This window comes from Streptomyces sp. NPDC050548, from assembly GCF_044457385.1.
Classification (GTDB): domain Bacteria; phylum Actinomycetota; class Actinomycetes; order Streptomycetales; family Streptomycetaceae; genus Streptomyces.
Window position 1 is genome coordinate 102092 of the sequence record NZ_JBITGV010000001.1, and the last position, 22657, is coordinate 124748.

General features: G+C 70.3%; 23 protein-coding genes. 12 read left to right on the forward strand and 11 right to left on the reverse strand.

Features of this window, described 5'->3' with window-relative positions:
- Positions 1 to 8: 8 nt before the first annotated feature.
- Entirely contained in the window at positions 9 to 1307 is a 1299-nt protein-coding gene (locus tag ACIBJH_RS00450; protein ID WP_399114668.1) for an ABC transporter substrate-binding protein, read from the reverse strand.
- Between the two features lie 367 nt (positions 1308 to 1674).
- Here ACIBJH_RS00450 and ACIBJH_RS00455 point away from each other — a divergent pair, with 367 nt between their 5' ends.
- The 4 genes from ACIBJH_RS00455 (at position 1675) to ACIBJH_RS00470 (ending at position 4718) form a co-directional block, all read left to right on the forward strand.
- On the forward strand, positions 1675 to 2748 hold the full coding sequence (locus tag ACIBJH_RS00455) for a LacI family DNA-binding transcriptional regulator (protein WP_399114669.1): 1074 nt from the start codon (positions 1675 to 1677) through the stop codon (positions 2746 to 2748).
- A 336-nt stretch (positions 2749 to 3084) separates the two neighbouring features.
- Positions 3085 to 3495, forward strand: a complete 411-nt coding sequence (locus ACIBJH_RS00460; protein ID WP_019072194.1) for a helix-turn-helix transcriptional regulator — start codon at positions 3085 to 3087, stop codon at positions 3493 to 3495.
- A 10-nt stretch (positions 3496 to 3505) separates the two neighbouring features.
- Positions 3506 to 3922 (forward strand): VOC family protein, encoded by a 417-nt coding sequence (locus ACIBJH_RS00465; RefSeq protein WP_019072193.1) that lies wholly within the window; start codon positions 3506 to 3508, stop codon positions 3920 to 3922.
- 43 nt (positions 3923 to 3965) lie between these two features.
- The gene (locus ACIBJH_RS00470) at positions 3966 to 4718 is read left to right on the forward strand and encodes a VOC family protein (RefSeq protein ID WP_399114670.1); all 753 of its coding nucleotides are present in this window, start codon (positions 3966 to 3968) and stop codon (positions 4716 to 4718) included.
- Here the strand turns inward: ACIBJH_RS00470 and ACIBJH_RS00475 are convergent.
- From ACIBJH_RS00475 to ACIBJH_RS00495, 5 genes are all read right to left on the reverse strand, one after another.
- On the reverse strand, positions 4705 to 4968 hold the full coding sequence (locus ACIBJH_RS00475; RefSeq protein ID WP_399114671.1) for a hypothetical protein: 264 nt from the start codon (positions 4966 to 4968) through the stop codon (positions 4705 to 4707). The genes ACIBJH_RS00470 and ACIBJH_RS00475 overlap by 14 nt on opposite strands.
- Complete coding sequence (locus ACIBJH_RS00480) at positions 4956 to 5297, reverse strand: DUF952 domain-containing protein (RefSeq protein ID WP_399114672.1); 342 nt, start codon at positions 5295 to 5297, stop codon at positions 4956 to 4958. The genes ACIBJH_RS00475 and ACIBJH_RS00480 overlap by 13 nt, the downstream gene beginning before the upstream one ends.
- 211 nt (positions 5298 to 5508) lie before the next feature.
- Positions 5509 to 6114: a GNAT family N-acetyltransferase gene (locus ACIBJH_RS00485; protein ID WP_399114673.1), complete on the reverse strand. Its 606-nt coding sequence runs from the start codon at positions 6112 to 6114 to the stop codon at positions 5509 to 5511.
- A gap of 297 nt (positions 6115 to 6411) precedes the next feature.
- Positions 6412 to 7488: a family 2 encapsulin nanocompartment cargo protein polyprenyl transferase gene (locus ACIBJH_RS00490; RefSeq protein WP_399114674.1), complete on the reverse strand. Its 1077-nt coding sequence runs from the start codon at positions 7486 to 7488 to the stop codon at positions 6412 to 6414.
- A gap of 113 nt (positions 7489 to 7601) precedes the next feature.
- Positions 7602 to 9008, reverse strand: coding sequence for a family 2B encapsulin nanocompartment shell protein (locus ACIBJH_RS00495; RefSeq protein ID WP_399114675.1), 1407 nt, complete (start codon positions 9006 to 9008; stop codon positions 7602 to 7604).
- Positions 9009 to 9306: 298 nt separating this feature from the next.
- Here ACIBJH_RS00495 and ACIBJH_RS00500 point away from each other — a divergent pair, with 298 nt between their 5' ends.
- Positions 9307 to 9897, forward strand: coding sequence for an N-acetylmuramoyl-L-alanine amidase (locus ACIBJH_RS00500; RefSeq protein ID WP_399114676.1), 591 nt, complete (start codon positions 9307 to 9309; stop codon positions 9895 to 9897).
- Positions 9898 to 9945: 48 nt separating this feature from the next.
- Positions 9946 to 10851 (forward strand): 1-aminocyclopropane-1-carboxylate deaminase/D-cysteine desulfhydrase, encoded by a 906-nt coding sequence (locus tag ACIBJH_RS00505; protein WP_399114677.1) that lies wholly within the window; start codon positions 9946 to 9948, stop codon positions 10849 to 10851.
- Positions 10852 to 11136: 285 nt separating this feature from the next.
- On the opposite strand, the gene ACIBJH_RS00510 is transcribed toward ACIBJH_RS00505, so the two are convergent.
- On the reverse strand, positions 11137 to 12732 hold the full coding sequence (locus ACIBJH_RS00510; RefSeq protein WP_399114678.1) for a Na+/H+ antiporter: 1596 nt from the start codon (positions 12730 to 12732) through the stop codon (positions 11137 to 11139).
- Between the two features lie 62 nt (positions 12733 to 12794).
- Here ACIBJH_RS00510 and ACIBJH_RS00515 point away from each other — a divergent pair, with 62 nt between their 5' ends.
- From ACIBJH_RS00515 to ACIBJH_RS00525, 3 genes are all read left to right on the forward strand, one after another.
- Positions 12795 to 13055: a UBP-type zinc finger domain-containing protein gene (locus tag ACIBJH_RS00515; protein WP_019072181.1), complete on the forward strand. Its 261-nt coding sequence runs from the start codon at positions 12795 to 12797 to the stop codon at positions 13053 to 13055.
- A gap of 267 nt (positions 13056 to 13322) precedes the next feature.
- Positions 13323 to 13736 carry an anti-sigma regulatory factor gene (locus ACIBJH_RS00520; RefSeq protein ID WP_004925829.1) on the forward strand — a complete coding sequence of 138 codons (414 nt, stop codon included), beginning with the start codon at positions 13323 to 13325 and terminating at the stop codon, positions 13734 to 13736.
- Positions 13737 to 13753: 17 nt separating this feature from the next.
- Positions 13754 to 14875 (forward strand): RNA polymerase sigma factor SigF, encoded by a 1122-nt coding sequence (locus ACIBJH_RS00525; protein WP_399114679.1) that lies wholly within the window; start codon positions 13754 to 13756, stop codon positions 14873 to 14875.
- 16 nt (positions 14876 to 14891) lie between these two features.
- Here ACIBJH_RS00525 and ACIBJH_RS00530 read toward each other — a convergent pair whose 3' ends face one another.
- Complete coding sequence (locus ACIBJH_RS00530) at positions 14892 to 15350, reverse strand: hypothetical protein (RefSeq protein ID WP_399114680.1); 459 nt, start codon at positions 15348 to 15350, stop codon at positions 14892 to 14894.
- A gap of 116 nt (positions 15351 to 15466) precedes the next feature.
- Here ACIBJH_RS00530 and ACIBJH_RS00535 point away from each other — a divergent pair, with 116 nt between their 5' ends.
- Positions 15467 to 16435: a diacylglycerol/lipid kinase family protein gene (locus ACIBJH_RS00535; RefSeq protein WP_399114681.1), complete on the forward strand. Its 969-nt coding sequence runs from the start codon at positions 15467 to 15469 to the stop codon at positions 16433 to 16435.
- Positions 16436 to 16754: 319 nt separating this feature from the next.
- Positions 16755 to 17012 carry a WhiB family transcriptional regulator gene (locus ACIBJH_RS00540; protein ID WP_006142322.1) on the forward strand — a complete coding sequence of 86 codons (258 nt, stop codon included), beginning with the start codon at positions 16755 to 16757 and terminating at the stop codon, positions 17010 to 17012.
- A gap of 183 nt (positions 17013 to 17195) precedes the next feature.
- Here ACIBJH_RS00540 and ACIBJH_RS00545 read toward each other — a convergent pair whose 3' ends face one another.
- Together ACIBJH_RS00545 and ACIBJH_RS00550 are read right to left on the reverse strand one after the other, a co-directional pair.
- On the reverse strand, positions 17196 to 18671 hold the full coding sequence (locus tag ACIBJH_RS00545; RefSeq protein WP_399114682.1) for a sensor histidine kinase: 1476 nt from the start codon (positions 18669 to 18671) through the stop codon (positions 17196 to 17198).
- A gap of 349 nt (positions 18672 to 19020) precedes the next feature.
- On the reverse strand, positions 19021 to 20091 hold the full coding sequence (locus ACIBJH_RS00550; RefSeq protein WP_399114683.1) for an SIS domain-containing protein: 1071 nt from the start codon (positions 20089 to 20091) through the stop codon (positions 19021 to 19023).
- Between the two features lie 180 nt (positions 20092 to 20271).
- On the opposite strand from ACIBJH_RS00550, the gene nagB reads away from it, so the two are divergent.
- Complete coding sequence (nagB, locus tag ACIBJH_RS00555) at positions 20272 to 21057, forward strand: glucosamine-6-phosphate deaminase (protein ID WP_399114684.1); 786 nt, start codon at positions 20272 to 20274, stop codon at positions 21055 to 21057.
- Between the two features lie 76 nt (positions 21058 to 21133).
- Here nagB and ACIBJH_RS00560 read toward each other — a convergent pair whose 3' ends face one another.
- A complete protein-coding gene (locus tag ACIBJH_RS00560) occupies positions 21134 to 22654 on the reverse strand; it encodes a glycoside hydrolase family 3 protein (protein ID WP_399114685.1) in 1521 nt (506 codons plus the stop codon).
- Positions 22655 to 22657: the final 3 nt, after the last annotated feature.

Here is a 22657-nt window from a genome sequence, read left to right on the forward strand (position 1 = left end):
CCTGCTCCTCACTGCGCCGCGGACTTCTGCAGCTCCTGCTGCAGGTCCTTCAGCGCCTGCGCACTGGTCTTGCTGCCGGTCAGCGCGGCGTACGCCTCCTGCTGGATCGCGGACGTCACATCGCCGTACTGCACGACCCGCGGGCGCGGCACGGCGTGCAGGATCGACTGCTTCAGGACGGGCAGGTACGGGTACTGCGCGGCCAGGGTCTGGTCGTCGTACAGGTCCGTGTACGGCGGGGCGAAGGCGGCGTCCTTGAGGAACGTCGTCGAGTTCTTCTCGTCGGTGAAGAACTTCATGAAGTCCAGCGCGGTGGCCTTGTTCTTGGCGAAGGACGACAGGCCCAGGTTGGAGCCGCCCAGGCTGGAGGCGCCGACTCCGTTCAGGCCGGGCAGCGGCGCGACCGCGAACTTCCCGGCCACCTTGCTCTTCTGGGCCAGCGCGTATACGTAGGGCCAGTTGCGGTGGAAGATCAGCTTGCCGGACTGGAACGCCTGACGGCCGTCCTCCTCCTGGTAGGTGATGGCCTCTTTGGGGATCGTGCCGTCCTTGAAGGAGTCGACGAGGAAGTCCAGGCCCTTCTTGGCCGCCGGGGTGTTGACGTCGGGTTTGCCGTTGGCGTCGGTGATCACACCGCCCGCGGAGTTCACGGCCTCGCCGAAGTTCACCGTCAGGCCCTCGTACTTCTGGAACTGCCCGGCGTAGCAGGACATGCCCTTGGCCTCGGGCAGCTTCTCGACCTTGGCGCAGTCGGCCTTCATCTGAGCCCATGTCGTCGGCGGGGCGCTGATGCCGGCCTTCTTGAGCAGGTCGGTGCGGTAGTACAGCACGCCGCCGTTCGAGATGTACGGGGCCGCGTACAGGCTGCCGCGGTACTTCGCCGTCTCCACCACCGGCTTGAGCATCTTGTCCAGCGGGAACTGCTTCTCGGGCAGCTTGTCGATCCACTGGTGCGCGGCGAACTCCGAGGTCCACACGGCGTCGAGGGACAGGATCGTGTAGGTGTCGGACTTGGTCTCGGCGTTCTGGATCATCTGCTGGCGCTGCGAGTCCGCATCCGTCGGCAGCTGGATGAAGGTGACCTTCTCCTTCGGGTGCAGCTTGTTCCAGCGGTCGAGCACCTTCTGGACGACGCCGGTGGTGTCCTTGCCGGACACGTAGGTGATCGGGCCACGGCCCGTGAACGACGTGTTCTGGGACTGCCCCGAGGAGCTGCCACCGCCGGAAGAACCGCAGGCGGTGAGGGTGAGCCCGGCGGCGGCGAGCACGGCCGAGCACTGAAAGGCTCTGGTGGTTCTGGCGTTCACTGTCTCTCCTGGACGTGCGGAACCGAAGTCTCGGCGGGGGCGCCCTGTAGGGAGTAGCTACCGAGATGACTCTGGGATGGCTCTGTTACGAGACTGTGCTGTCACGGCATTTTGTAGATCAAAAACGCAGGTCAAAGCATCGAAGGATGACTTCACGGCGACGGCTCCGAACCCACCGAGACAACGCTTGCACCGTAGGAGTGCACCTGGCGGAAGTCAATGCGTAACCTGCCGGTAGCACGAAGAAGATTGGGTGGATGTGTGGCCCATATACGGGCATAACGGGTCGCTGTCTCCGCCGAGCGGGTCGTGACAGCGCTGTCTCAGAAGGTCTGGCGGGAAGCTGAAGCTGTGCTAACTTCCGGTCATGCCGCCAGCTCAACGACTGCCCACCATGACTGATGTCGCCGAACGGGCGGGGGTCTCCCCGTCCACCGTCTCGCGCACCCTGCGCGGCCTGACATCGGTCTCACCGGACGTCCGCGCACGGGTCGAGCAAGCCGCCCGTGAGCTGAACTTCGCCGTCTCACGGCACGCAGCGAGTCTGGTCACCGGCAAGACCGGGGTCGTGGCGGTGCTGGTGCCCACACTGGATTCGTGGTTCATGGGCTCGGCACTGACGCGTCTGGGCCCATTGCTGCGGGAGGCCGGCCTGGAGATGACCGTCTACGTGATCCCCGACCTGGCCGAACGCACCGCGTTCTTCGAGCGCCTCCCCGCCCGCCGCAACGCCGACGCCCTGCTGGTGTTCTCCTTCGACCTCACCGCCGAAGAGACCGCGCGCCTGGACGACCTCGGAATGCCGGTCATCTACGTCAGCCAGCACGTCGAGGGCCGCCCGAGCGTCTACGCCGACGACGTGGCCGGAGCCTGCAAGGCCACCCGCCACCTGCTCAACCTCGGCCACCGCCGGATCGCCTTCGCCCAGACGGTGGGCGCCCGCGGCTTCAGCTTCAGCACCCGCGACCGACTGCTCGGCTACCGGCAGGCGCTCACCGAGGCGGGCATCCCCCTGGACGACGACCTGGTGGTCACGATCCCGCCCCGCGACAAGCGCGGCACCATGGAGGCGGTCGGAAACCTGCTGAGCCTGCGGGAGCCGCCCACAGCGATCTTCGCCGACGCGGACGAGCAGGCCGTCTCCGTCATCTGGACCCTGCGCAAGACGGGGATCGCGGTGCCCGAGCGGATGTCCGTCGTCGGCTTCGACGACCAGGACACGGCCGAGTGGTTCGACCTGTCCACGGTCGCCCAGTCACCCTCCGAGATGGGCCGCATCGCCGGCGAACTGGCCCTGACGCTGATCGACGACTCCGAGGCCGACCGCACACAGCACGTCGTCCTGCCCACGACGCTGATCCCGAGGGCCACCACGGCCCCGCCGCCCGGAACTCCCGACCAGTGCGAAGGCAACGGCGAGCTGCCACACGAAGGACGGTGACGGCAACGCCTTGATCGCGCAGTCCGCACACAGTGCGCAAGACACCCAATCAAGACCGTCGCACCCCATCGCCACCAATCGCCAAAAGGCCAGGTCAGCGCCCCACCGGGAGAATCCCCGCAGGTCACCGACCCGGCCCGTTACTAGGAGACCAAGAAGGCCTGACCCACCCGACACCCCCCGCCCGACCGGCGATCGGTGCACCATCGCGGGTCAGCGGGCAGGGGTCATCGGGTGTGTGTCAGTGGGCATGACGAAGGGGTCCGACCGGTTCGCCGGGCGGGCCCTTTCGCCGTACCCCCACGCCCCCTCCCGCCCCGTGCCATCCTGGACGACGTGAACCGCGAAGACCTCGTACGGCTGCGTCAGGCCCGCGACCGGATGAACCGCGAGTACGCCGAACCGCTCGACATGGCCTCGATCGCGCGGACCGCGCTGATGTCGCCGGGGCACTTCCAGCGGAGCTTCCGTGCCGCGTACGGGGAGACGCCGTACAGCTATCTCATGACGCGGCGGATCGAGCGGGCGAAGGCGTTGCTGCGGCGCGGGGATCTGAGTGTGACGGAGGTGTGCATGGCCGTCGGCTGTACCTCGCTCGGTTCGTTCAGTTCCCGTTTCACCGAGCTGGTCGGCGAGACCCCCAGCGCCTACCGCGCCCGCTCCCACGAGGCCGGCGCGGTGATCCCGTCCTGCGTGGCCCGCACTTTCACCCGCCCGAACCGGGCGGGACCGCCCCTCCGGCCCTAGCCTGTGCTGCATGGATCTCAAACTCCGCCAGTGCTTCATCGCCGTCGACGACCACGACAAGGCCCTCGCCTTCTACTGCGACGTGCTGGAGCTGGAAATCCGTAACGACGTCGGTTTCGAGGGCATGCGGTGGGTGACCGTGGGGTCGCCGTTGCAGCCCGATGTCGAGATTGTGTTGGAGCCGCCGGCCGCCAACCCGGACGCCTCCCCCGCCGACAAGCAGGCCATGGCCGAACTTCTCGCCAAGGGCACCCTGCGCGGGGTCAACTTCACCACCGCCGACTGCGACGCCCTCTACGCCCGCGTCCAGGAGTCCGGCGCCGAGGTGGTCCAGGAGCCGACGGACCAGCCGTACGGTGTGCGCGACTGCGCGTTCCGGGACCCGGCCGGGAACATGCTGCGGTTCATGCAGCGCAGCGGGGACTGAAAGCGACGGGGGCCGGTCGCGCCTTCCGGCTTACGATCACGCCATGAGCATCCCAGCCGGCATCCGCTGGACCTACGCCTTCGTCGACCGCCCGCTCGCGCTCCGCGACCCCGCCCGCGCCTTCTGGACGGCCGTCACGGACACCCGGCTGTCCGAACCGCGCGGTGGGGAAGGCGAGTTCGTCACCTTGCTGGTGGAGGGGGCGGATCCCTGCGTGAAGGTGCAGGGGGTCGGGACGGGCATGGGCGGGGCGCACCTCGACTTCTCCGTCGACGACGTGCCGGCGTTCGTGGCGTCCGCGCTGGCGCTCGGCGCCGAGACCGTCGCCGAGCACGACGGCTGGGCCGTACTCCGGTCCCCCGCCGGGCAGTTGTTCTGCGCGGTCCCCTGGCACGGCGAGGCCGTACGGCCGCCCGTCGTGGACGGCAGCCGTCTCGACCAGGTGTCCCTCGACATCGGGCCCGGCTCCTACGACGCCGAAGTCGCCTTCTGGAGCGCCCTGTTGCCCGACTGGGCGTCCCTGCGCGGTGCGCTCCCCGAGTTCCATGTGCTCAAGCCGCCGCCCGGCCTGCCGATCCGGATCCTGCTCCAGCGGCTCGGCGAGGAACGCCCCGCCTCCGCCCATCTCGACCTGGCCTGCGCCGACATCGACGCGACGACGGCGCGACACGAGCGGCTCGGGGCGAGTGTCGTCTCCCACGGCAGGCACTGGACGGTGATGCGGGATCCGGCGGGCGGTGTCTACTGCCTGACCGGGCGCGACCCGGAGACCGGCGGGCTGCCTAGCCGTTCTTGAGGCAGATGAAGATCGTATGCGGGTCGTCGTACGGCGAGGCCGTGGGCGTCGGACAGCCGTTCGCCGGGTCCTGACCGTCTTGGCTCGGCGACGGCGTCGGCGTCTCGCCATCAGGCTTGTTCAGCTGCCAGCTGTACGGCTCGTGCGGCCCACCGGAGTCCTGCAGCCACAACGTGAGCCCGCCCCCGACGGCCACGGCGACCGCCCACACCATCAGGACCCGGCGCCACAACCGGCTCAAGCCGTCCACACCTCCACGCTCACCACCGCGTCCACCGGAATCGGCCCGTAGATGTGCGGGAACTCCTCGCCGCCCGGCTCCGGCGCCTCGTACTTCAGGGGTGCGCCGAGCCGTCCCGGTTCCACCTCCAGGACCACCAGGTCGTCGGGGCCGTCGTAGGAGCCGTACAAGAAGGCTGCCACGCGCGGGAGTTGGGTGCGGGTCGAGCAGTGGATGAAGCCCTCCTCCTGGAGGGTGCGGCCACGGGTCGACCACTCGTAGGCGCCGCGCTCGCGGGCCGCGTCCCAGAGGGCGCGCTCGGTGATGTGGAGGATGGTGGTGGGTTCCTTGTCCGGCATGGGATCACGCTACGGCGTCGGCCCGGCCGGGGTGCGCGACCCGGGTTCATCGGGCTCGGCACCCTGGCCGACGTTCGCCTCGCACTCGGGGTTCCGGCACGGGCCGGCCACCCACTTCGGTACCCATGCGCCGAGCGTCTTGTACCGCCGGACGACGGTGGCAACGGGCTGTCCGCAGACGGGACAGGTGTGCTCTTCTCTGCCCATGCACTCAGACTAGAACCGTTCGGGGCTCGCGCCACATCGGATACATGCGCGGGCCGTCCGGAAGGTCGAGGTTGGTGTCGGTGAAGGCGTAGCCGAGCCGCTGGTACAGCTTGGTGCTGCGCTCGCTGCTCGCCTCCAGGTACGCGGGCAGTCCCTCGCGGTCGCAGCGCTCCAGGACGTGCCGGATCAGCGCGGCGCCGAGTCCCTCGCCCTGCCGGCCCGGTGTCACGGCGATCATCCACAGGTACTCGTGGGCCCGGCCGGTGGGATGCCCCTCCTCCATGAGCCGGACGATCGTCTCGACCCGCTCGTTGTCCGCATCCACGAACTCCCGCAGCTGTACGGCCTCGTCCTCGCCGTCCGCCGCGTGCGCCTCGGCCGGCATGGACAGCCACAGCGCGCAGGCCGCGCCGTCCTCGACCAGGTCGATACGGCCGTCGGCGAGCACTGCGTCCGTGAAGGCGGCCATCAGCTTGTGGTGGGTCGCACGGCGGTACTCGGCGTCGGGGAAGATCCAGCCGCTCACCGGATCGTCCTGGAACGCGTCGTCCAGCAGCCGGACGACCAGCTCTCTGTCGCCCTCGCCGGCCGCCCGTATCGCCACGCCCATGTCCCGCCTCCGCGTCTCAACAGTCCTATTCCGTACGGGTGTTGAGCCTAGCGGGACTTACGGGCGAGTGAGCCGAAGGGGCGCGTCGGAGGCGAGAGGCCCAGCGCGCGGAGGCCCGAAGGGTCGAGCACGGTCGGCCTCTCGACACCGACTTTTGCGCCCCGGAGGCGAACCGAGCCTTAAAAAAAGAGGGGCGGGCCCCGCGCACCGTGGGGATGCGCGGGACCCGCCCGTGTCCGGGGCCCCGGGTCACCGTGCGGGGTCAGGACCGCACGGCACCACAAGGCCCCGGAGTCTTCAACTGCTGCGCCGGGTCACGAACTCGGCCAGCGCGAGCAGACCGCCCGCGTCCTGCGGGTCCGGGATCGCCCGGGCCAGTTCCTGCACGGCCCGGGCCATCCGGTCGGCCGCCTGGGCCTGCGCCCAGTCCCGGCCGCCGGCCCGCTCGACCGCGAGCGCGGTGCGCTCCAAGTCCCCTTCCTCGTACGGCATTCCGTACAGTTCGGCGAGTTCCACGGCCGCCGGGGTGCCCGAGGTGAGCGCGGCGACCACGGGCAGCGACTTCTTGCGTACGGCGAGGTCGGCGCCGGCCGGTTTGCCGGTGCGGGCGGGGTCGCCCCATATGCCGATGACGTCGTCGATCAGCTGGAAGGCGAGCCCGGCCTGCCGGCCGAACGCGTCCAGTGCCTCCACGTCCTCGGCGGACGCCCCCGCGTACAGCGCGCCCACCGCGCAGGCGCAGCCGAGCAGCGCGCCGGTCTTGGCCTCGGCCATGGCGAGCACCTCGTCGAGAGTGACCTCGCCGGGGGCGCGCTGCTCCATGGCGGTGTCCGCGTGCTGGCCCGCGCACAGTTCGACGACGCAGTCCGCGAGCCGGGCCGCGGCGGCCGAGGCCGCCGGGTGCGGGTCCTCGGCGAGCAGTCGCAGTGCCAGCGCCTGGAGCGCGTCCCCGGCGAGGATCGCGTCGGGGTCGCCGAACACGGTCCACGCGGTGGGCCGGTGTCTGCGGGTGGTGTCCCGGTCCATCACGTCGTCGTGCAGCAGTGTGAAGTTGTGGATCAGCTCGACCGCCGCGGCGGCCCGCAGCGCGCCCGTCCGCGCCCGCTCGCCGCCGAGTGCGCCGGCCGCGGTGAGGACGAGGGCGGGGCGGATCGCCTTGCCGGCGTTGCCCGCCGCCGGGGTGCCGTCCGCGTGCTCCCACCCGAAGTGGTAGAGCGCGATCCGGCGCATGGAGCCGGGCAACGAGTGGATCGCCGAGCGCAGTTCGGGGTCGACGGACGCCCGGGCCTCCTCCAGGATCACCGCGGCCTCGTGCCCGTCGGCCGGCTGCGTCCGGTCAGGATGCTGTTTCGTCTCCGCCCTGAACTCGGCCATGGGGTCCCCCTCGGAGAGTCCGCGGACGGTGGCGTTTCCACTGCGGCTGGGCACATGTGACCGGGGTGTACCCGCCCCGAAGGGCGGGGACACCGCGTCCAGCTGCTGAAACGTCACCTCCAGCGGCCGATCTCGACGTTCTCCAGGACGCCGAGGGCGTCCGGCACCAGGACCGCCGCCGAGTAGTAGGCCGTCACGAGGTACTTGATGATCGCCTGTTCGTTGATGCCCATGAAGCGCACCGACAGGCTCGGCTCGATCTCGTCCGGGATGCCGGCCTGCTGGAGGCCGATGACGCCCTGGTCGGCCTCGCCGGTACGCATGGCGATGATCGAGGTGGTCCGCCGGTCGCTGACCGGGATCTTGTTGCACGGGTAGATCGGCACCCCGCGCCAGGTCGGGATGCGGTTGCCGGCGATCTCGATGGACTCCGGGACCAGGCCGCGCTTGTTGAGCTCGCGGCCGAACGCGGAGATCGCGCGCGGGTGGGCGAGGAGCATCCTGGTGCCGCGCCGCCTGCTGAGCAGCTCGTCCAGGTCGTCCGGGCTGGGCACTCCGTCGTGCGGCTGGAGCCGCTGGTCGTACTCGCAGTTGTTGAGCAGGCCGAACTCGCGGTTGTTGATCAGCTCGTGCTCCTGGCGCTCCTTCAACGCCTCGACGGTGAGCCGGAGTTGCTGTTCCGTCTGGTTCATCGGCTGGTTGTAGAGATCGGCCACGCGCGAGTGGATGCGCAGGACGGTCTGGGCGACGCTCAGTTCGTACTCGCGCGGCCGGGCGTCATAGTCGACGAACGTGTGCGGGATGTCCGGCTCGCCGGAGTGGCCCGCGGCGAGGTCGATGGCCTTCTCGCCGTACTTGTTGGTGCGCTGCTCGGGGATCGCGCGCAGCTGCGTGAGGTGGTCGCGCAGGGTCTCGGAGCGCTCCGCGACCTGCTCGACGTCCCCGCGGGCCAGCACGAGCACCGTGCAGGCGGTGTCCGCGCGGGCCGTGTACTCCCAGATGGCCTCCGGGTCCAGCAGTGCCTGGTCACCGAAGTAGGCGCCGTCGGCGAGGACTCCGAGGACCGTGTCGTCGCCGTACGGGCCCGTGCCGATCTTCTCCACCCTGCCGTGTGCCAGCAGGTACACCTCGTCGGCCTGGCTGCCGAACGACGCGATCGCCTCCCCCGGGGCGAACTCGCGCTGCCGGCAGCGGACGGCCAGTTCCGAGAGGACCTCCTCGTCCTCGTAGTCCCGCAGTGCGGGCAGTTCGCCGAGCTCCGCGGGGATGACCTCGACGCGGTCGCCGGTCTTCACGAATGTCACCCGGCCGTCGCCGACGGAGTAGCTCAGCCGTCGGTTCACCCGGTACGTGCCACCCTGCACGTTCACCCACGGCAGTGTGCGCAGGAGCCAGCGGGAGCTGATCTCCTGCATCTGCGGTGCGGACTTCGTGGTGGTGGCCAGGTTCCGCGCAGCCGCCGTGCCAAGACTCTGCTGCGGCTTGTTCTGCTCCGCGCGGACCTCTTCGCCTACCGACATAGAGAAATGCCCTCCCCATTGATGCCGGGCCTGTGCGCCCGGCATTCGTTCTCGCGCACCAGCTTTCCTCACTCTGCGTGCCGGTGGTATTACCCGAAAGAGCGGGAATGGATCTTCACGTGCTGGGCACGGGGGCTGTTTACGTCGAATGTTGTTCGAGTTGCGGCCGGGGCCGCCGTTGTCCGGATCGGCTCGCACGCCGTACGAACAAGTCGTGCGTACCGGGACTTTCTCGGTACAAGCAGCGATAACAGGCGGCCGTGCACGTCGGCCGTCGCACAGCACGAAGGAGGCGTTCATGGCCTCACCCATGTCCGCAGGCGGTTTCCTGGGCGCGCTGCGGGACGAGGGCGTCACGGTCGTCGAGGTCGGCGACTGGGAGCACCACAACCGCAACCACAAGGGCCCGTGGGGACCCGTCCACGGCGTGATGATCCACCACACGGTCACCAAGGGCAGCGCACACACCGTGGACCTCTGCCGCGAGGGCCGCCCCGACCTGCCCGGCCCGCTGTGCCACGGCGTCATCACCAAGGACGGCAGGGTCCACCTGGTCGGCTACGGCCGCGCCAACCACGCGGGCCTGGGCGACGACGACGTGCTGCGCGCGGTAATCGCCGAGAAGCGGCTGCCGCACGACAACGAGGCCAACACCGACGGCAACCGGCACTTCTACGGCTTCGAGTGCGAGAACCTCGGCGACGGCGAGGACCCGTGGCCGGAGGCCCAGTTGGAGGCGATCGAGAAGGTCTGCGCGGCGATCTGCCGCCACCACGAATGGTCTGCCCGCTCGGTGATCGGCCACCTGGAGTGGCAGCCCGGAAAGGTGGACCCGCGCGGGTTCACGATGGACTGGCTGCGCGAGCGGGTCGGCGACCGTCTGAAGTGACCTCCGCCGAACACGGGCGGTGCAGGCGACCCGGGTGACAATGGTGCCGTGACCAGCCCCGACCTCGCCGCCCTACGGCCCCGGCTGCCGTCGCCGGTGGAGGAGATCACGGACGGGCGCTTCGGCCGGCACGGTGTCCGGCTGCTGCTCAAGCGGGACGACCTGATCCACCCGGACCTGATCGGCAACAAGTGGCGCAAACTCGCGCCCAACCTCGCGGCGGCGGCCGGCCATACGGTCGTCACCTTCGGCGGCGCCTACTCCAACCACCTGCGCGCCACCGCCGCCGCGGGCCGCCTCCTGGGCCTGCGCACGGTCGGCGTGGTCCGCGGCCAGGAGCTGGCGGACCGCCCGCTCAATCCGTCCCTGGCCCGGTGCGCGGCCGACGGGATGCGTCTCCGCTTCGTCGACAGGTCGACGTACCGGCGCAAGGCCGAGCCCGGGGCGCTGGCCGGCATCCTGCGCGAGGTGGACGCGGAGGACGCGTACGTCGTCCCGGAGGGCGGCAGCAACTCCCTTGCCGTGCGCGGCTGCCGGGCCCTGGGTGAGGAGCTGCGCGCGCGTGCCGGCGTCGATGTCGTCGCCCTCGCCTGCGGGACCGGCGGCACACTGGCCGGGCTGGCCGCCGGACTCGCCCCCGACCAGCGGGTGTTGGGGATCCCGGTCCTCAAGGGCGGCTTCCTTGGCGCCGACATCACAGCCCTCCAGGAGCGGGCCTTCGGCGGCCGGCGCGGCGACTGGTCGCTCGACGAGCGCTTCCATTTCGGTGGCTACGCGCGCGTGCCGGCCGAACTCGACGCCTTCGCCGAGGACTTCGAGGACCGGCACGGGCTGGCCGTCGAGCGTCTCTATGTCGCCAAGTTGCTGTACGGACTTGTCGTGATGGCGGAGGAAGGAGCCTTCCCGCGCGGGAGCACGGTCGCCGCTGTCGTCACCGGGCGACCGTTCCCGTAGCGTCCCGCCACGCGCTGAGGCTGCCCGGCGGCTCAGGTCGCGGGAAAGCGGCGGTAGCTGAGGGCCGCGCCGGAGAGCGGGGCGAGGCCCGTGCGGCCGCGGGCGACGCGGTGGGGACACCTCCCGGCCGAAGGCTGGGGGACGTCGGCGAGTGAAGGCAACGGCGGCTGGGGCGCCCGCGCTCCTGGGGCAGAGGGGAGCGCGTGCCACGCCCCGCGTCTGCGACGTGATCCCCGGTACGCCCAGGTGCCCTCCCCCACAAGCCCGGGCGGCCTCCCGACAGGCCTAGGCCGCTTCCCGATAGGCCGCCGCCTCCTCCAGGTCCAGCCTGCGCAGCAGCGTGCGCAGCATCTCGTCGTCGATGTAGCGGCCGTCGCGCAGGCGGACGAACATCGAGCGTTCGGCGCTGATCATCTCGCGGGACAGGCGGCGGTAGGTGTCGTCGACGGTCTCGCCGGTGACGGGGTTGGTGGCGCCCAGGCGCTCCCAGACGGCGTTGCGGCGGCGCTCCAGGACCTCGCGGAGGCGGTCGGCCAGCGGAGGGGGCAGGGCGTTGCGCTCGTCCTCCAGAAGGGCGTTGAGGCGTTTCTCGGCCACTCGGGAGGCCTGCGCCTGGGCGTTGGCCTCGGCGAGCGTCTCGGCCTGGGGGTCGCGGCCGGGGAATTTCAGCAGCCGGATGATCGGGGGCAGGCTCAGGCCCTGCACGACCAGGGTGCCGATGACCGTCGTGAAGGTCAGGAACAGGATGATGTTGCGCTGCGGGAAGGGCTCGCCGCCGTGCACCGTGAGGGGGATCGAGAAGGCGATGGCCAGGGAGACCACGCCTCTCATGCCTGCCCACGCGGTGGTCATCGCCCCCTTCCAGGTGGGGTTGTCCTCGCGTTCCCTGATCCGTGCCGAGAACATGCGGGGCAGGAAGGCCGCCGGGTACACCCACACGAAGCGGGTCGCGACGACGACAAGGAAGAGGGCGATCGCGTAGAGGGCGGCGTCCAGGCCCCGGTACTCGCCAAGTCCCTTGAGGACCACCGGCAGTTGCAGTCCGATCAGGGCGAACACCGCGGACTCCAGGACGAAGGCGACCATCTTCCAGACCGCCTCCTCCTGGAGGCGGGTCGCGAAATCGACCTCCCACGCGCGGTGGCCCAGATAGAGCGCCACGACGACGACGGCGAGCACTCCGGAGGCGTGCACCTGCTCGGCGACCGCGTAGGCGACGAACGGGATCAGCAGGGAGAGCGTGTTCTGCAGCAGCGCCTCCTTGAGGTGGGTGCGCAGCCAGTGGATCGGCACCATCATCAGGAGCCCGACCCCGACCCCGCCGACGGCCGCGAGCAGGAACTCCCCGATGCCGCCGGCCCAGGTGGCGCCCTCGCCGACCGCCGCCGCGAGGGCCACCTTGTAGGCGGTGATCGCGGTGGCGTCGTTCAGCAGGGACTCGCCCTGGAGGATCGTCGTGATCCGCGAGGGCAGTCCGACCCGGCGGGCCACCGCGGTCGCGGCGACCGCGTCCGGCGGCGCCACCACCGCGCCGAGCACCAGCGCCGCGGTCAGCGGCAGCCCCGGCACGATCACGTACGCGGCCCAGCCGACGACGAACGTGGCGAAGAGCACGTACCCCACCGACAGCAGTGCCACGGGCCGCACTTGGGCTCGCAGGTCGAGGTACGAGCTGTCGGTGGCCGACGTGTACAGCAGCGGGGGCAGCAGCAGCGGCAGGACGACGTCCGGGTCCAGGGTGTAGTCCGGTACCCCCGGGACGTACGAGACGGCCAGCCCGACCGCGACCAGCAGCAGCGGCGCCGGAACCGGGGTGCGCCGGGCCCCCGCGGCCACCACGGCACTTCCCGCCACCAGCAACAGCAGTGGCATCACGTCCATCGTCCTCGCCCGCCCTCGTTTTTCCGCGCGGCCAACCGCACAGCCGTCGTAATCTGGCAATCATGAAACAGTGCACGCACGCCGACGCGCTGCCGCTCCCGGAACCGAAGCCCCAGAGCGAGACCTGCCTCGAATGTCTGGCGGCCGGCACCCACCCCGTGCAGCTGCGACTCTGCCTCTACTGCGGCCATGTCGCCTGCTGCGACTCCTCGCCCCTGCGCCACGCGACAGCACATCACAAGGAATCCGGGCATCCGGTGATGCGGACCTACGAACCCGGGGAGAGCTGGCGCTGGTGCTTCGTCGACCACGTGCTCCTGTGACCTCGTAATTCCGACCGGCGGTTTCGACGGTTCGACCGTCTGACGTGTGGGTACGTCAACCCGGCGCGCGCTCTTCCCAATTGGGCCCGCAGGACCCCTAGCCACGGAGCGTATCCGTAGGTTTACTATGAGTGACAGCATGGGGTTGGGGTCCCGGGGACAGGAAAGTTCGGAGCGCGGTAGCGTCACCGCTGAACCAAGTATCGCGTTACCCCGGGGGGCGACCCCTGGGCCCCCGAAAGAGCTTGTACCACCTTGGAGGTGAGGGTGTCCCAGATCGCAGGCGAGCCCGCGACCCAGGACTTCGTGGAAGTCCGGCTGCCGGCTGCGGGTGCCTACCTGTCGGTGCTGCGTACGGCCACGGCCGGCCTCGCAGCCCGTTTGGACTTCACCCTCGACGAGATCGAGGACCTTCGCATCGCGGTGGACGAGGCCTGCGCGATCCTGCTCCAGCAGGCCGTGCCCGGCTCAGTGCTCAGCTGTGTCTTCCGCCTCGTGGACGACTCGCTCGAAGTCACCGTCTCCGCCCCGACGACGGACGGTCACGCGCCCTCGCGCGACACCTTCGCCTGGACCGTGCTCTCGGCCCTCGCGGGCAAGGTCTCATCGGCAGTCGACGAGGACAAGACCGTTTCGATCAGCCTCTACAAACAGCGCGGCGCGGGACCCGGGCCGGCGTGAGGAACGGGGACGGGCCGGTGCGGGACGAAGAGCGCGGCACACGGGAGCTGCCGGCCGAGGGCGGCACGGTCGGAACAAGCCGTACGGCGGACGCCGGCCCCCTGGTGCCCCGCGGCGGAATCCCCGAGCAGGCCCGGCCGCATCCGGAGGACGAACCCTCGGAGGCCGGTGTGACGGACGACGGTCAACGTGAGCAGGACGGTGCCGTGCGTATTGGTGGGGTCTCCCCTGTTGCCGGGGGTTCCCCCGCTCCGACTCAGTCGAGCGTGGGGGAGGAGGCGAAAGCTCGGGGAAGGGCGACGGACCAGGCGATGAGCGAGCACGAGCGGGACGACGTGGCGGGCGCGCAGGCCGTGCAGAGTGCCCAGAGCACCCGGCACGACCCCCAGGACCGCAGCGGAGCGCGTGCGCTCTTCATCGAGCTGCGCACGCTCGATGGCGGCAGCGTCGAGTACGCGGAGCTGCGCAACCGGCTGGTCCGTATGCACCTGCCGCTCGTCGAGCATCTCGCGCGCCGCTTCCGCAACCGTGGCGAGCCGCTGGACGACCTGACGCAGGTCGCCACCATCGGCCTGATCAAGTCGGTGGACCGCTTCGACCCGGAGCGCGGGGTCGAGTTCTCGACGTACGCGACCCCGACGGTCGTCGGCGAGATCAAGCGGCACTTCCGTGACAAGGGCTGGGCGGTGCGCGTCCCGCGCAGGCTCCAGGAGCTGCGCCTGTCGCTGACCACGGCGACGGCGGAGCTCTCGCAGCGGCACGGCCGCTCCCCCACGGTCCACGAGCTGGCCGAGAAGCTGGGCATCTCGGAGGAGGAGGTCCTGGAGGGCCTGGAGTCGGCGAACGCCTACTCCACGCTGTCCCTGGACGTCCCGGACACGGACGACGAGTCCCCGGCGGTCGCGGACACCCTGGGCGCGTACGACGAGGCTCTGGAGGGCGTCGAGTACCGGGAGTCGCTCAAGCCTCTCCTGGAGGACCTGCCGCCCCGGGAGAAGCGCATCCTGCTGCTGCGCTTCTTCGGCAACATGACGCAGTCGCAGATCGCGCAGGAGGTCGGCATCTCCCAGATGCACGTGTCCCGGCTGCTGGCCCGGACACTGGCCCAGCTGCGGGAGAAGCTTCTCGTCGAGGAGTAGGACAGCGAGCCGGAGGTCAGCTCTTCGGCTCTTCGGTACGGCGGCCGGGCCCTCGGATTCCGAGGGCCTGTGTCGTCGCCGGGTTCACCAGCAGCACCAGTGAGGCGATCGCGACCACGGCGAGCGCGATCCCGGCCGGGATGGCCACGCTGTCGGCCTGGAGCAGGTTGTAGGCCACGGGCAGCGCCATGATCTGTGTGATGACGGCCGGACCCCGGCTCCAGCCGCGCCGGCCGAGCAGTCCGCGCGCGGCGAGCAGCGGCAGCAGCGCGAGCACCACCAGGGTCACGCCTCCGGTCACGGCCTGCTGCCGGTCGTCCGGGTCTCCGGTGAACCCCAGGACGAGCATCCACACACCGCCGACGGCGAGCGCGAGACCCTCCAGCGCGACGAGGACCGCCGCGTAGGTCAGCCGGCGCGGACGGGGTCCGTCGGGGCCGTCGGTCTCCGGGGCGGGGGTCTGCTCAGCGCTCACCCCAGAAGGGTAGCCCTCGGAAAACGGCCCCAGGTGTTCAGGCTCACGCCGTCTCCTCTTACCGAACCCCTACCTCGGTATGGGACGGGTACCCCTCAGTAGGTACGCTGCAACTCATGCGTGCACTTCTCGTGGTCAATCCGGCGGCAACCACCACAAGCGCACGTACGCGCGACGTCCTGCTCCACGCGCTCGCCAGCGAGATGAAGCTGGAGGCCGTCACCACGGAGTACCGGGGCCACGCGCGCGACCTCGCCCGGCAGGCGGCGGAGAGCGGGAACGTCGACCTGGTGGTGGCCCTCGGCGGCGACGGCACCGTCAACGAGGTCGTCAACGGCCTGCTGCACACCGGCCCGGACCCGGAGCGCCTGCCCGGTCTCGCGGTGGTTCCCGGCGGCTCCACCAACGTCTTCGCGCGTGCCCTGGGCCTGCCCAACGACGCCGTGGAGGCCACCGGCGCCATCCTCGACGCCCTGCGCGAGGGCAGCGAGCGCACGGTCGGGCTCGGGCTGACCTCCGGGACACCCGGCACCGAGGACGAGGCCGTGCCGTCGCGCTGGTTCACGTTCAACGCCGGGCTCGGGTTCGACGCGGGGGTCGTCGGGCGGGTCGAGCAGCAGCGGGAGCAGGGCAAGAAGTCCACGCACGCGCTGTATGTGCGCCAGGTGGTCCGGCAGTTCCTCGGGGAACAGCACCGCCGGCACGGGACGATCACGCTGGAGCAGCCCGGGGAGGATCCGGTCACGGATCTTGTGGTGGCCATAGTCTCGAACACCTCGCCCTGGACGTATCTCGGCAATCGCCCGATGTACACGTCACCTAAGGCGTCGTTCGATAAAGGCCTCGACGTACTCGGTCTCACCCGCCTGTCCAGCGCCGCGGTTGCCCGGTATGGCACCCAGTTGCTCACTTCGTCCCCCGAGCGTGGACCTCATGGCAAGCACGCTGCGGCTCTGCACGACCTGAGCGAGTTCACCTTGCATTCGAAGGCCCCGTTGCCCCTCCAGATGGACGGCGACCACCTCGGACTGCGTACGAGCGTGACGTTCACAGGCGTACGCCGTGCACTGCGTGTGATTGTGTGAGCAGAAAGGGCTGAAGTCCTTTCACTCGAACGTTTAGACCAGGATCCACCCCATGGAAGTACGGCTGTGACCTAGTCGACACCGAGGAATCAAAAAAAACTTTCCAGAAGGGGTTGTATCCGCCGCTGAGGTTTGCGAGTCTCTACGTGGCGATCGAGACGGCCCGCAACACCGGCCTCCACGGATCACCGGAACCCCTCTTCAATCCACAGGACCCCGCCAGTGAACCTGGCGTACGGCCCTTCACTTGTTGAGGGATTCGTGAAAGCGTTCACATTCACAAGCAACCCGCACGTAATACCAAGGAGAGGTAGCAGCCATGGACTGGCGTCACAACGCCGTTTGCCGCGAGGAAGACCCCGAGCTCTTCTTCCCCATCGGCAACACCGGTCCTGCGCTGCTGCAGATCGAGGAAGCCAAGGCCGTCTGCCGTCGCTGCCCCGTTATGGATCAGTGTCTGCAGTGGGCGCTTGAGTCCGGCCAGGACTCCGGCGTCTGGGGTGGTCTCAGCGAGGACGAGCGCCGCGCCATGAAGCGCCGCGCCGCTCGCAACCGGGCCCGTCAGGCCTCCGCCTGACATCCACCCTGCTAACAGCCTGAGCTTGGCGGCGCGTACAGCGAGTACGCATCTCCCGCCCCCGAGCCGCAGCGCGCAGTACCCCCGATGCGCATAGCAACGAGCGAGCAGCCCCGGATCAGTTGATGATCCGGGGCTCTTTGCCGTCCCCGAAGCCGTCTCCGAACACCCCGTCCCCGTACGTCACTTGTGCGCCTCGACCGGCACATCCAGGATCACCCGGGTCCCCCGCTCCGGCCCCGGCACCATGTCGAACGTGCCGCCCAACTCGCCCTCGACCAGCGTCCGTACGATCTGCAGGCCCAGGTTGCCCGAGCGGTGCGGGTCGAATCCCTCGGGGAGTCCTACGCCGTCGTCCTGCACGGTGACCAGGAGGCGGGCGTCCTTCGCGCTGCCGCCGCGCACCGCCGAGACCTCGACGGTGCCGGTCTCGCCCTCGCGGAAGCCGTGCTCCAGGGCGTTCTGGAGGATCTCGGTGAGGACCATGGAGAGCGGGGTGGCGACCTCGGCGTCCAGTATTCCGAAGCGGCCGCTGCGCCGGCCGGTGACCTTGCCCGGGGAGATCTCGGCGACCATCGCGAGCACCCGGTCGGCGATCTCGTCGAACTCCACGCGCTCGTCCAGGTTCTGGGACAGCGTCTCGTGCACGATCGCGATCGAACCGACCCGGCGTACGGCCTCCTCCAGGGCCTCCCGGCCGCGTTCGGACTCGATCCGGCGGGCCTGGAGGCGCAACAGGGCGGCGACCGTCTGGAGGTTGTTCTTCACCCGGTGGTGGATCTCCCGGATGGTCGCGTCCTTGGTGATCAACTCCCGCTCGCGGCGCCGCAGTTCGGTGACGTCCCGGAGCAGCACCAGGGAACCGATGCGGGTGCCCTTGGGCTTGAGCGGGATCGCCCGGAACTGGATCACCCCGTCCCGCGCCTCGATCTCGAACTCGCGCGGCGCCCATCCGCTGGCCACCTTGGCGAGCGCCTCGTCCACCGGGCCCCGGGTAGGGGCGAGTTCGGCGGTGGTCACGCCCAGGTGCTGGCCGACGAGGTCGGTGGCGAGGCCCATCCGGTGGTACGCGGACAGGGCGTTGGGCGAGGCGTACTGCACGATGCCGTCGCCGTCGAGCCGGATCAGCCCGTCGCCGACGCGCGGCGAGGCGTCCATGTCGACCTGCTGGTTCGGGAACGGGAAGGAACCGGCCGCGATCATCTGGGCGAGGTCCGACGCGCTCTGCAGATAGGTCAGTTCGAGGCGGCTCGGGGTGCGCACGGTGAGCAGATTGGTGTTGCGCGCGATGACCCCCAGGACGCGCCCGTCCCGTCGTACCGGAATCGACTCGACGCGGACAGGGACCTCTTCGCGCCACTCCGGGTCGCCCTCGCGCACGATCCGGCCCTCGTCGAGGGCGGCGTCCAGCATGGGGCGGCGGCCGCGCGGGACGAGGTGGCCGACCATGTCGTCCTGGTAGGAGGTGGGGCCGGTGTTCGGGCGCATCTGGGCGACGGAGACATAGCGGGTGCCGTCACGCGTGGGGACCCACAGGACTAGGTCGGCGAAGGAGAGGTCGGAGAGCAGCTGCCACTCCGAGACCAGCAGGTGCAGCCACTCAAGGTCGGAGTCACCGAGTGCGGTGTGCTGGCGTACGAGTTCGTTCATGGAGGGCACGTCTGCGAGCGTACCCGCCGGTCTGTACCTGTCCTAAAAACACCCGCGGGCCGCGGCGCCTGAGAGGGACCCTCAGCCCTCTCGGCACCGCAGCCCGGAGCAGCAACGGCCGCGGGGTGTGCGGTCCCGATCGGCCGATGGATGAGGACCCGGGGCAGTCAGGGCAGAGAGCTCCGGTTCCTCGGTCCGCCTTCCTGTGCGGGGAAGACGGAGGCTTGCGCCTTTAACACATTGTGGACTAGACCACATTCGGTGTCCATGCCTTGAAGGCTTTTGGAAAGCCTAACCGTGTCGGGTCCTGTGCGGGACTGATTGGTCATGGGAATTTCCATGGCCGGTACATGGAGGCTCAGCGGGTCTCCGTCACCTTGGCCAGCGCGCGGGGCGCGTCCGGGTCCTGGCCCCGGGCGATGGTGACCTCGTAGGCGAGGAGCTGGAGCGGGAGGATCTCCAGGATCGGCTGGAGTTCCTCGGGGACACCCTCGACGGGCAGGACGAATCCGGCCGAGGCCTGTTCGACCTGGCCGGCCGGGCCGATGACGACCAGGTCGGCGCCCCGGCCGCGCAGCCGGTCGAGCACGGGCTGGAGGGCTGCGCCGCCCTTGCCGTCCGTCACGACCGCGATGACCGGCGAGACGTTGTCGACCATGGCGAGGGGGCCGTGCAGCAGATCGGCGCCGGAGTAGGCGAGGGCGGGGATGTAGCTGGTCTCCATCAGCTTGAGGGCGGCCTCCTTGGCGGTGGGATAGCCGTAGCCGCGGGAGGTGATGACCATGCGCTCGGCGAAGCGGTAGCGGGAGGCCAGGGTGCGGACCTCGCCCTGGCGGGCGAGCAGCTGCTCGGCGAGATCTGGCAGCGCCTTGGCCGCGGCGCCGTCGCCGCCGCGAAGCCCCTCGACGAAGAGATAGAGCGCGAGCAGGGAGGCCGTATACGTCTTGGTGGCGGGGAGAGCCTTCTCCGGTCCGGCCATGACGTCGATGTGGTACTCGGAGACGGCGGCCAGCGGTGAGTCCGGGTTGTTGGTCACCGCGACGGTGATCGCTCCGGCCTCGCGGGCGGCGCGGGTCGAGGCGACCAGGTCCGGGGAGCCGCCGGACTGACTGACGGTGACGACGAGGACGTCGGTCAGATCGGGGCGGGCGCCGTAGGCCGTGGTGGTCGACATCGAGGTGAGTCCGCAGGGCAGGCCGAGGCGGATCTCCAGGAGGTACTTGGCGTACAGGGCGGCGTTGTCGGAGGTGCCGCGGGCGGTGAGCAGCACGAAGCGGGGCTTGCGGGCGGCCACGTCCTGGGCCACCTGCCGGATGCGCGGGGCGCCCTCGTCGAGGATGCGGCGCAGGACGGCCGGCTGCTCGGCCATCTCACGGGCCATGATCCGGCCGGGAAGTTCGCTGTCGGGGGCCGGGGGTGTGGCGGTCATGCGGGTCCTCCGGAGGTGGGTCGTGGCGGCGGTGCGATGTCCATTTCACCCCTTCTTCCACGGCGGCGCCCGTGCGGGGCGGTGGGACGCGGATCACTCTGGGAGGGCGGTACCGATTCTGTTAGATTGACCCACGATTGGTCTAAACCACATGGCTCACTTCAGAACGGCAGGCCCAGCGTGGAAGTTGTCATCGTTCCGGACGCCAAGTCGGGCGGCGAGCTGATCGCCGAGGCCATGGCGCAGCTGCTCCGGCGCAAGCCGGACGCCCTGCTGGGCGTGGCCACCGGCTCGACGCCCCTGCCCATCTACGAAGCGCTGGCGGCCAAGGTCCGCGCCGGGGCCGTGGACACCTCGCGGGCGCGGATCGCCCAGCTCGACGAGTACGTGGGGCTGCCCGCCGAGCACCCGGAGTCGTACCGCTCGGTGCTGCGCCGTGAGGTGCTGGAGCCGCTCGGGGTCGGGATCGACTCGTTCCTCGGGCCCGACGGGACGGCCGAGGACGTGCAGGCGGCGTGCGAGGCGTACGACCGGGCGCTGGGCGAGGCCGGCGGGGTCGACCTGCAGATACTGGGGATCGGGACCGACGGGCACATCGGGTTCAACGAGCCGTGCTCGTCGCTGGCCTCGCGGACCCGGATCAAGACGCTGACCGAGCAGACGCGGGTGGACAACGCGCGCTTCTTCGACGGCGACATGGGCCAGGTCCCGCACCACGTCATCACGCAGGGCATCGGCACCATCCTGGAGGCGCGGCACCTGGTGCTGCTGGCGACCGGCGAGGGCAAGGCGGACGCGGTCGCCGCGACCGTGGAGGGACCGGTCGCCGCGGTGTGCCCGGCGTCGGCGCTGCAGTTCCACCGGCATGCGACGGTCGTGGTGGACGAGGGTGCCGCGTCCAGGCTGAAGCTCGCGGACTATTTCCGGCACACGTTCGTCAACAAGCCGGACTGGCAGGGGATTTGAGGCGCGGGTTCCGCACGCGTACATACCGGTGCCGGGCTCCCTCGTGGAGGGCCCGGCACCGGCGTATCACCTGAGGTCACTTCCCCGCGATGACCTCCGCCGCGGCCTGGCCACAGACTCGGGCCGCGCCGTGGGTGGCGATGTGGAGGGCGCCTCGGGGGGCGGCCTGCGGGATGCCCATCTCGACCACGACGGTGTCGGGGCGAGCGGCCAGCACGGTGTCGAGGGCGGACGCCATCCAGGGGTGCCGGTGCTCGTCCCGGACCACGACCACGACCCGCCGCGTCCCCGCCGCCTCCAGTACCGCATCCCCCGCGGCCTCCCCGGCGAAGCTCCCCGTCTCCGTACCGGGCAACGTCCGGGTCAGCTCCACACCCACGCCCCAGGGCGTCTCGTCGCCCACGGCGATGTTGGCGACGGGGGTGAGGAGAGCGACGTAGGGCGGTTCGGTGAGAGGGGTGAAGCCTTCGGCACCGGTGACCGTGAGGGCGCGGCGGGCGGCGACGAGGCCGATGTCGACGCGCGTCACGTCCGCCGCGGGAACGGCGCCTTCGTCCGAGGCGGAGGCCGAGGCCGAGGCCGAGGCCGAGGCAGCCCATTGGGCCAACCCCCGTACCCGTTCCGCCGCTTCGGCCAGGCGTTCCTCCGGGAGTTCGCCCGCGCGGACCGCGCTCACCAGGGCGTCGCGCAGCCGTCGTACCGTCTCGTCGTCCGCGAGGCCGCCGCCCACGCACAGGGCGTCGGCACCGGCGGCGATGGCGATGACGCTGCCGCGTTCGATGCCGTAGGTGGCGGCGATGGCCTGCATCTCGATGGCGTCGGTGACGATGAGGCCGTCGTAGCCGAGCCGGCCGCGCAGGAGGTCGGTCAGGATGTGCGGGGAGAGGGTGGCCGGGTGGTCCGGGTCCAGGGTGGGGACCAGGATGTGGGCGCTCATCACCGCGCGGGTGCCGGCGGTGATGGCCGCGCGGAACGGGAGGAGTTCGCGTCGCTCCAGGACCGTCGACTCCGCGTCGATGCGCGGGAGCGCGTGGTGGGAGTCGACCGCGGTGTCGCCGTGGCCCGGGAAGTGCTTGGTACAGGCGGCGACGCCCGCCGCCTGGAGGCCGGTGACGTAGGCGGCGGTGTGGCGGGCGACCAGTTCGGGGTCGGCGCCGAAGGAGCGGACGCCGATGACCGGGTTGGAGGGGTTGGAGTTCACGTCGGCGGACGGGGCCCAGTTGAGGTTCACACCGCATGCGGCGAGCCTGCGGCCCAACTCGTGGGCCACCTCCCTCGTCAGGTCCACGTCGTCCACCGCGCCGAGCGCGTGGTTACCGGGGAAGGAGGAGCCCGTGCGCACCTCAAGGCGCGTGACGTCGCCGCCCTCCTCGTCGATCGCGACCAGCACGTCGTCCCGTTCGGCCCTCAACTGGGCGGTCAGGGAGGACAGTTGCTCGGGTGACGCGATGTTGCGGCCGAACAGGCCCACCGAGGCCAGGCCTTCGCCGAGGCGCCGCAGCAGCCAGTCGGGGGCCGTGGTGCCGGGGAAGCCGGGCTGCAGGACGGTGAGTGCGTCGCGCGTCAGGGTGTCTGTACCGCTGGCGAATGTCGTCATCGG

Excerpts from the sequence above, each read along its gene's own strand:
- ACIBJH_RS00540 (WP_006142322.1), top strand. The coding sequence starts at position 16,755 with ATGGACTGGCGTCACAACGCCGTTTGCCGCGAGGAAGACCCCGAGCTC.
- ACIBJH_RS00490 (WP_399114674.1), bottom strand. The coding sequence starts at position 7,488 with ATGGCCGAGTTCAGGGCGGAGACGAAACAGCATCCTGACCGGACGCAG.
- ACIBJH_RS00465 (WP_019072193.1), top strand. The coding sequence starts at position 3,506 with ATGGATCTCAAACTCCGCCAGTGCTTCATCGCCGTCGACGACCACGAC.
- ACIBJH_RS00500 (WP_399114676.1), top strand. The coding sequence starts at position 9,307 with ATGGCCTCACCCATGTCCGCAGGCGGTTTCCTGGGCGCGCTGCGGGAC.
- ACIBJH_RS00495 (WP_399114675.1), bottom strand. The coding sequence starts at position 9,008 with ATGTCGGTAGGCGAAGAGGTCCGCGCGGAGCAGAACAAGCCGCAGCAG.
- ACIBJH_RS00560 (WP_399114685.1), bottom strand. The coding sequence starts at position 22,654 with ATGACGACATTCGCCAGCGGTACAGACACCCTGACGCGCGACGCACTC.
- ACIBJH_RS00515 (WP_019072181.1), top strand. The coding sequence starts at position 12,795 with ATGAAACAGTGCACGCACGCCGACGCGCTGCCGCTCCCGGAACCGAAG.
- ACIBJH_RS00550 (WP_399114683.1), bottom strand. The coding sequence starts at position 20,091 with ATGACCGCCACACCCCCGGCCCCCGACAGCGAACTTCCCGGCCGGATC.
- ACIBJH_RS00485 (WP_399114673.1), bottom strand. The coding sequence starts at position 6,114 with ATGGGCGTGGCGATACGGGCGGCCGGCGAGGGCGACAGAGAGCTGGTC.
- ACIBJH_RS00470 (WP_399114670.1), top strand. The coding sequence starts at position 3,966 with ATGAGCATCCCAGCCGGCATCCGCTGGACCTACGCCTTCGTCGACCGC.
- ACIBJH_RS00535 (WP_399114681.1), top strand. The coding sequence starts at position 15,467 with ATGCGTGCACTTCTCGTGGTCAATCCGGCGGCAACCACCACAAGCGCA.
- ACIBJH_RS00510 (WP_399114678.1), bottom strand. The coding sequence starts at position 12,732 with ATGGACGTGATGCCACTGCTGTTGCTGGTGGCGGGAAGTGCCGTGGTG.
- ACIBJH_RS00480 (WP_399114672.1), bottom strand. The coding sequence starts at position 5,297 with ATGCCGGACAAGGAACCCACCACCATCCTCCACATCACCGAGCGCGCC.
- ACIBJH_RS00455 (WP_399114669.1), top strand. The coding sequence starts at position 1,675 with ATGCCGCCAGCTCAACGACTGCCCACCATGACTGATGTCGCCGAACGG.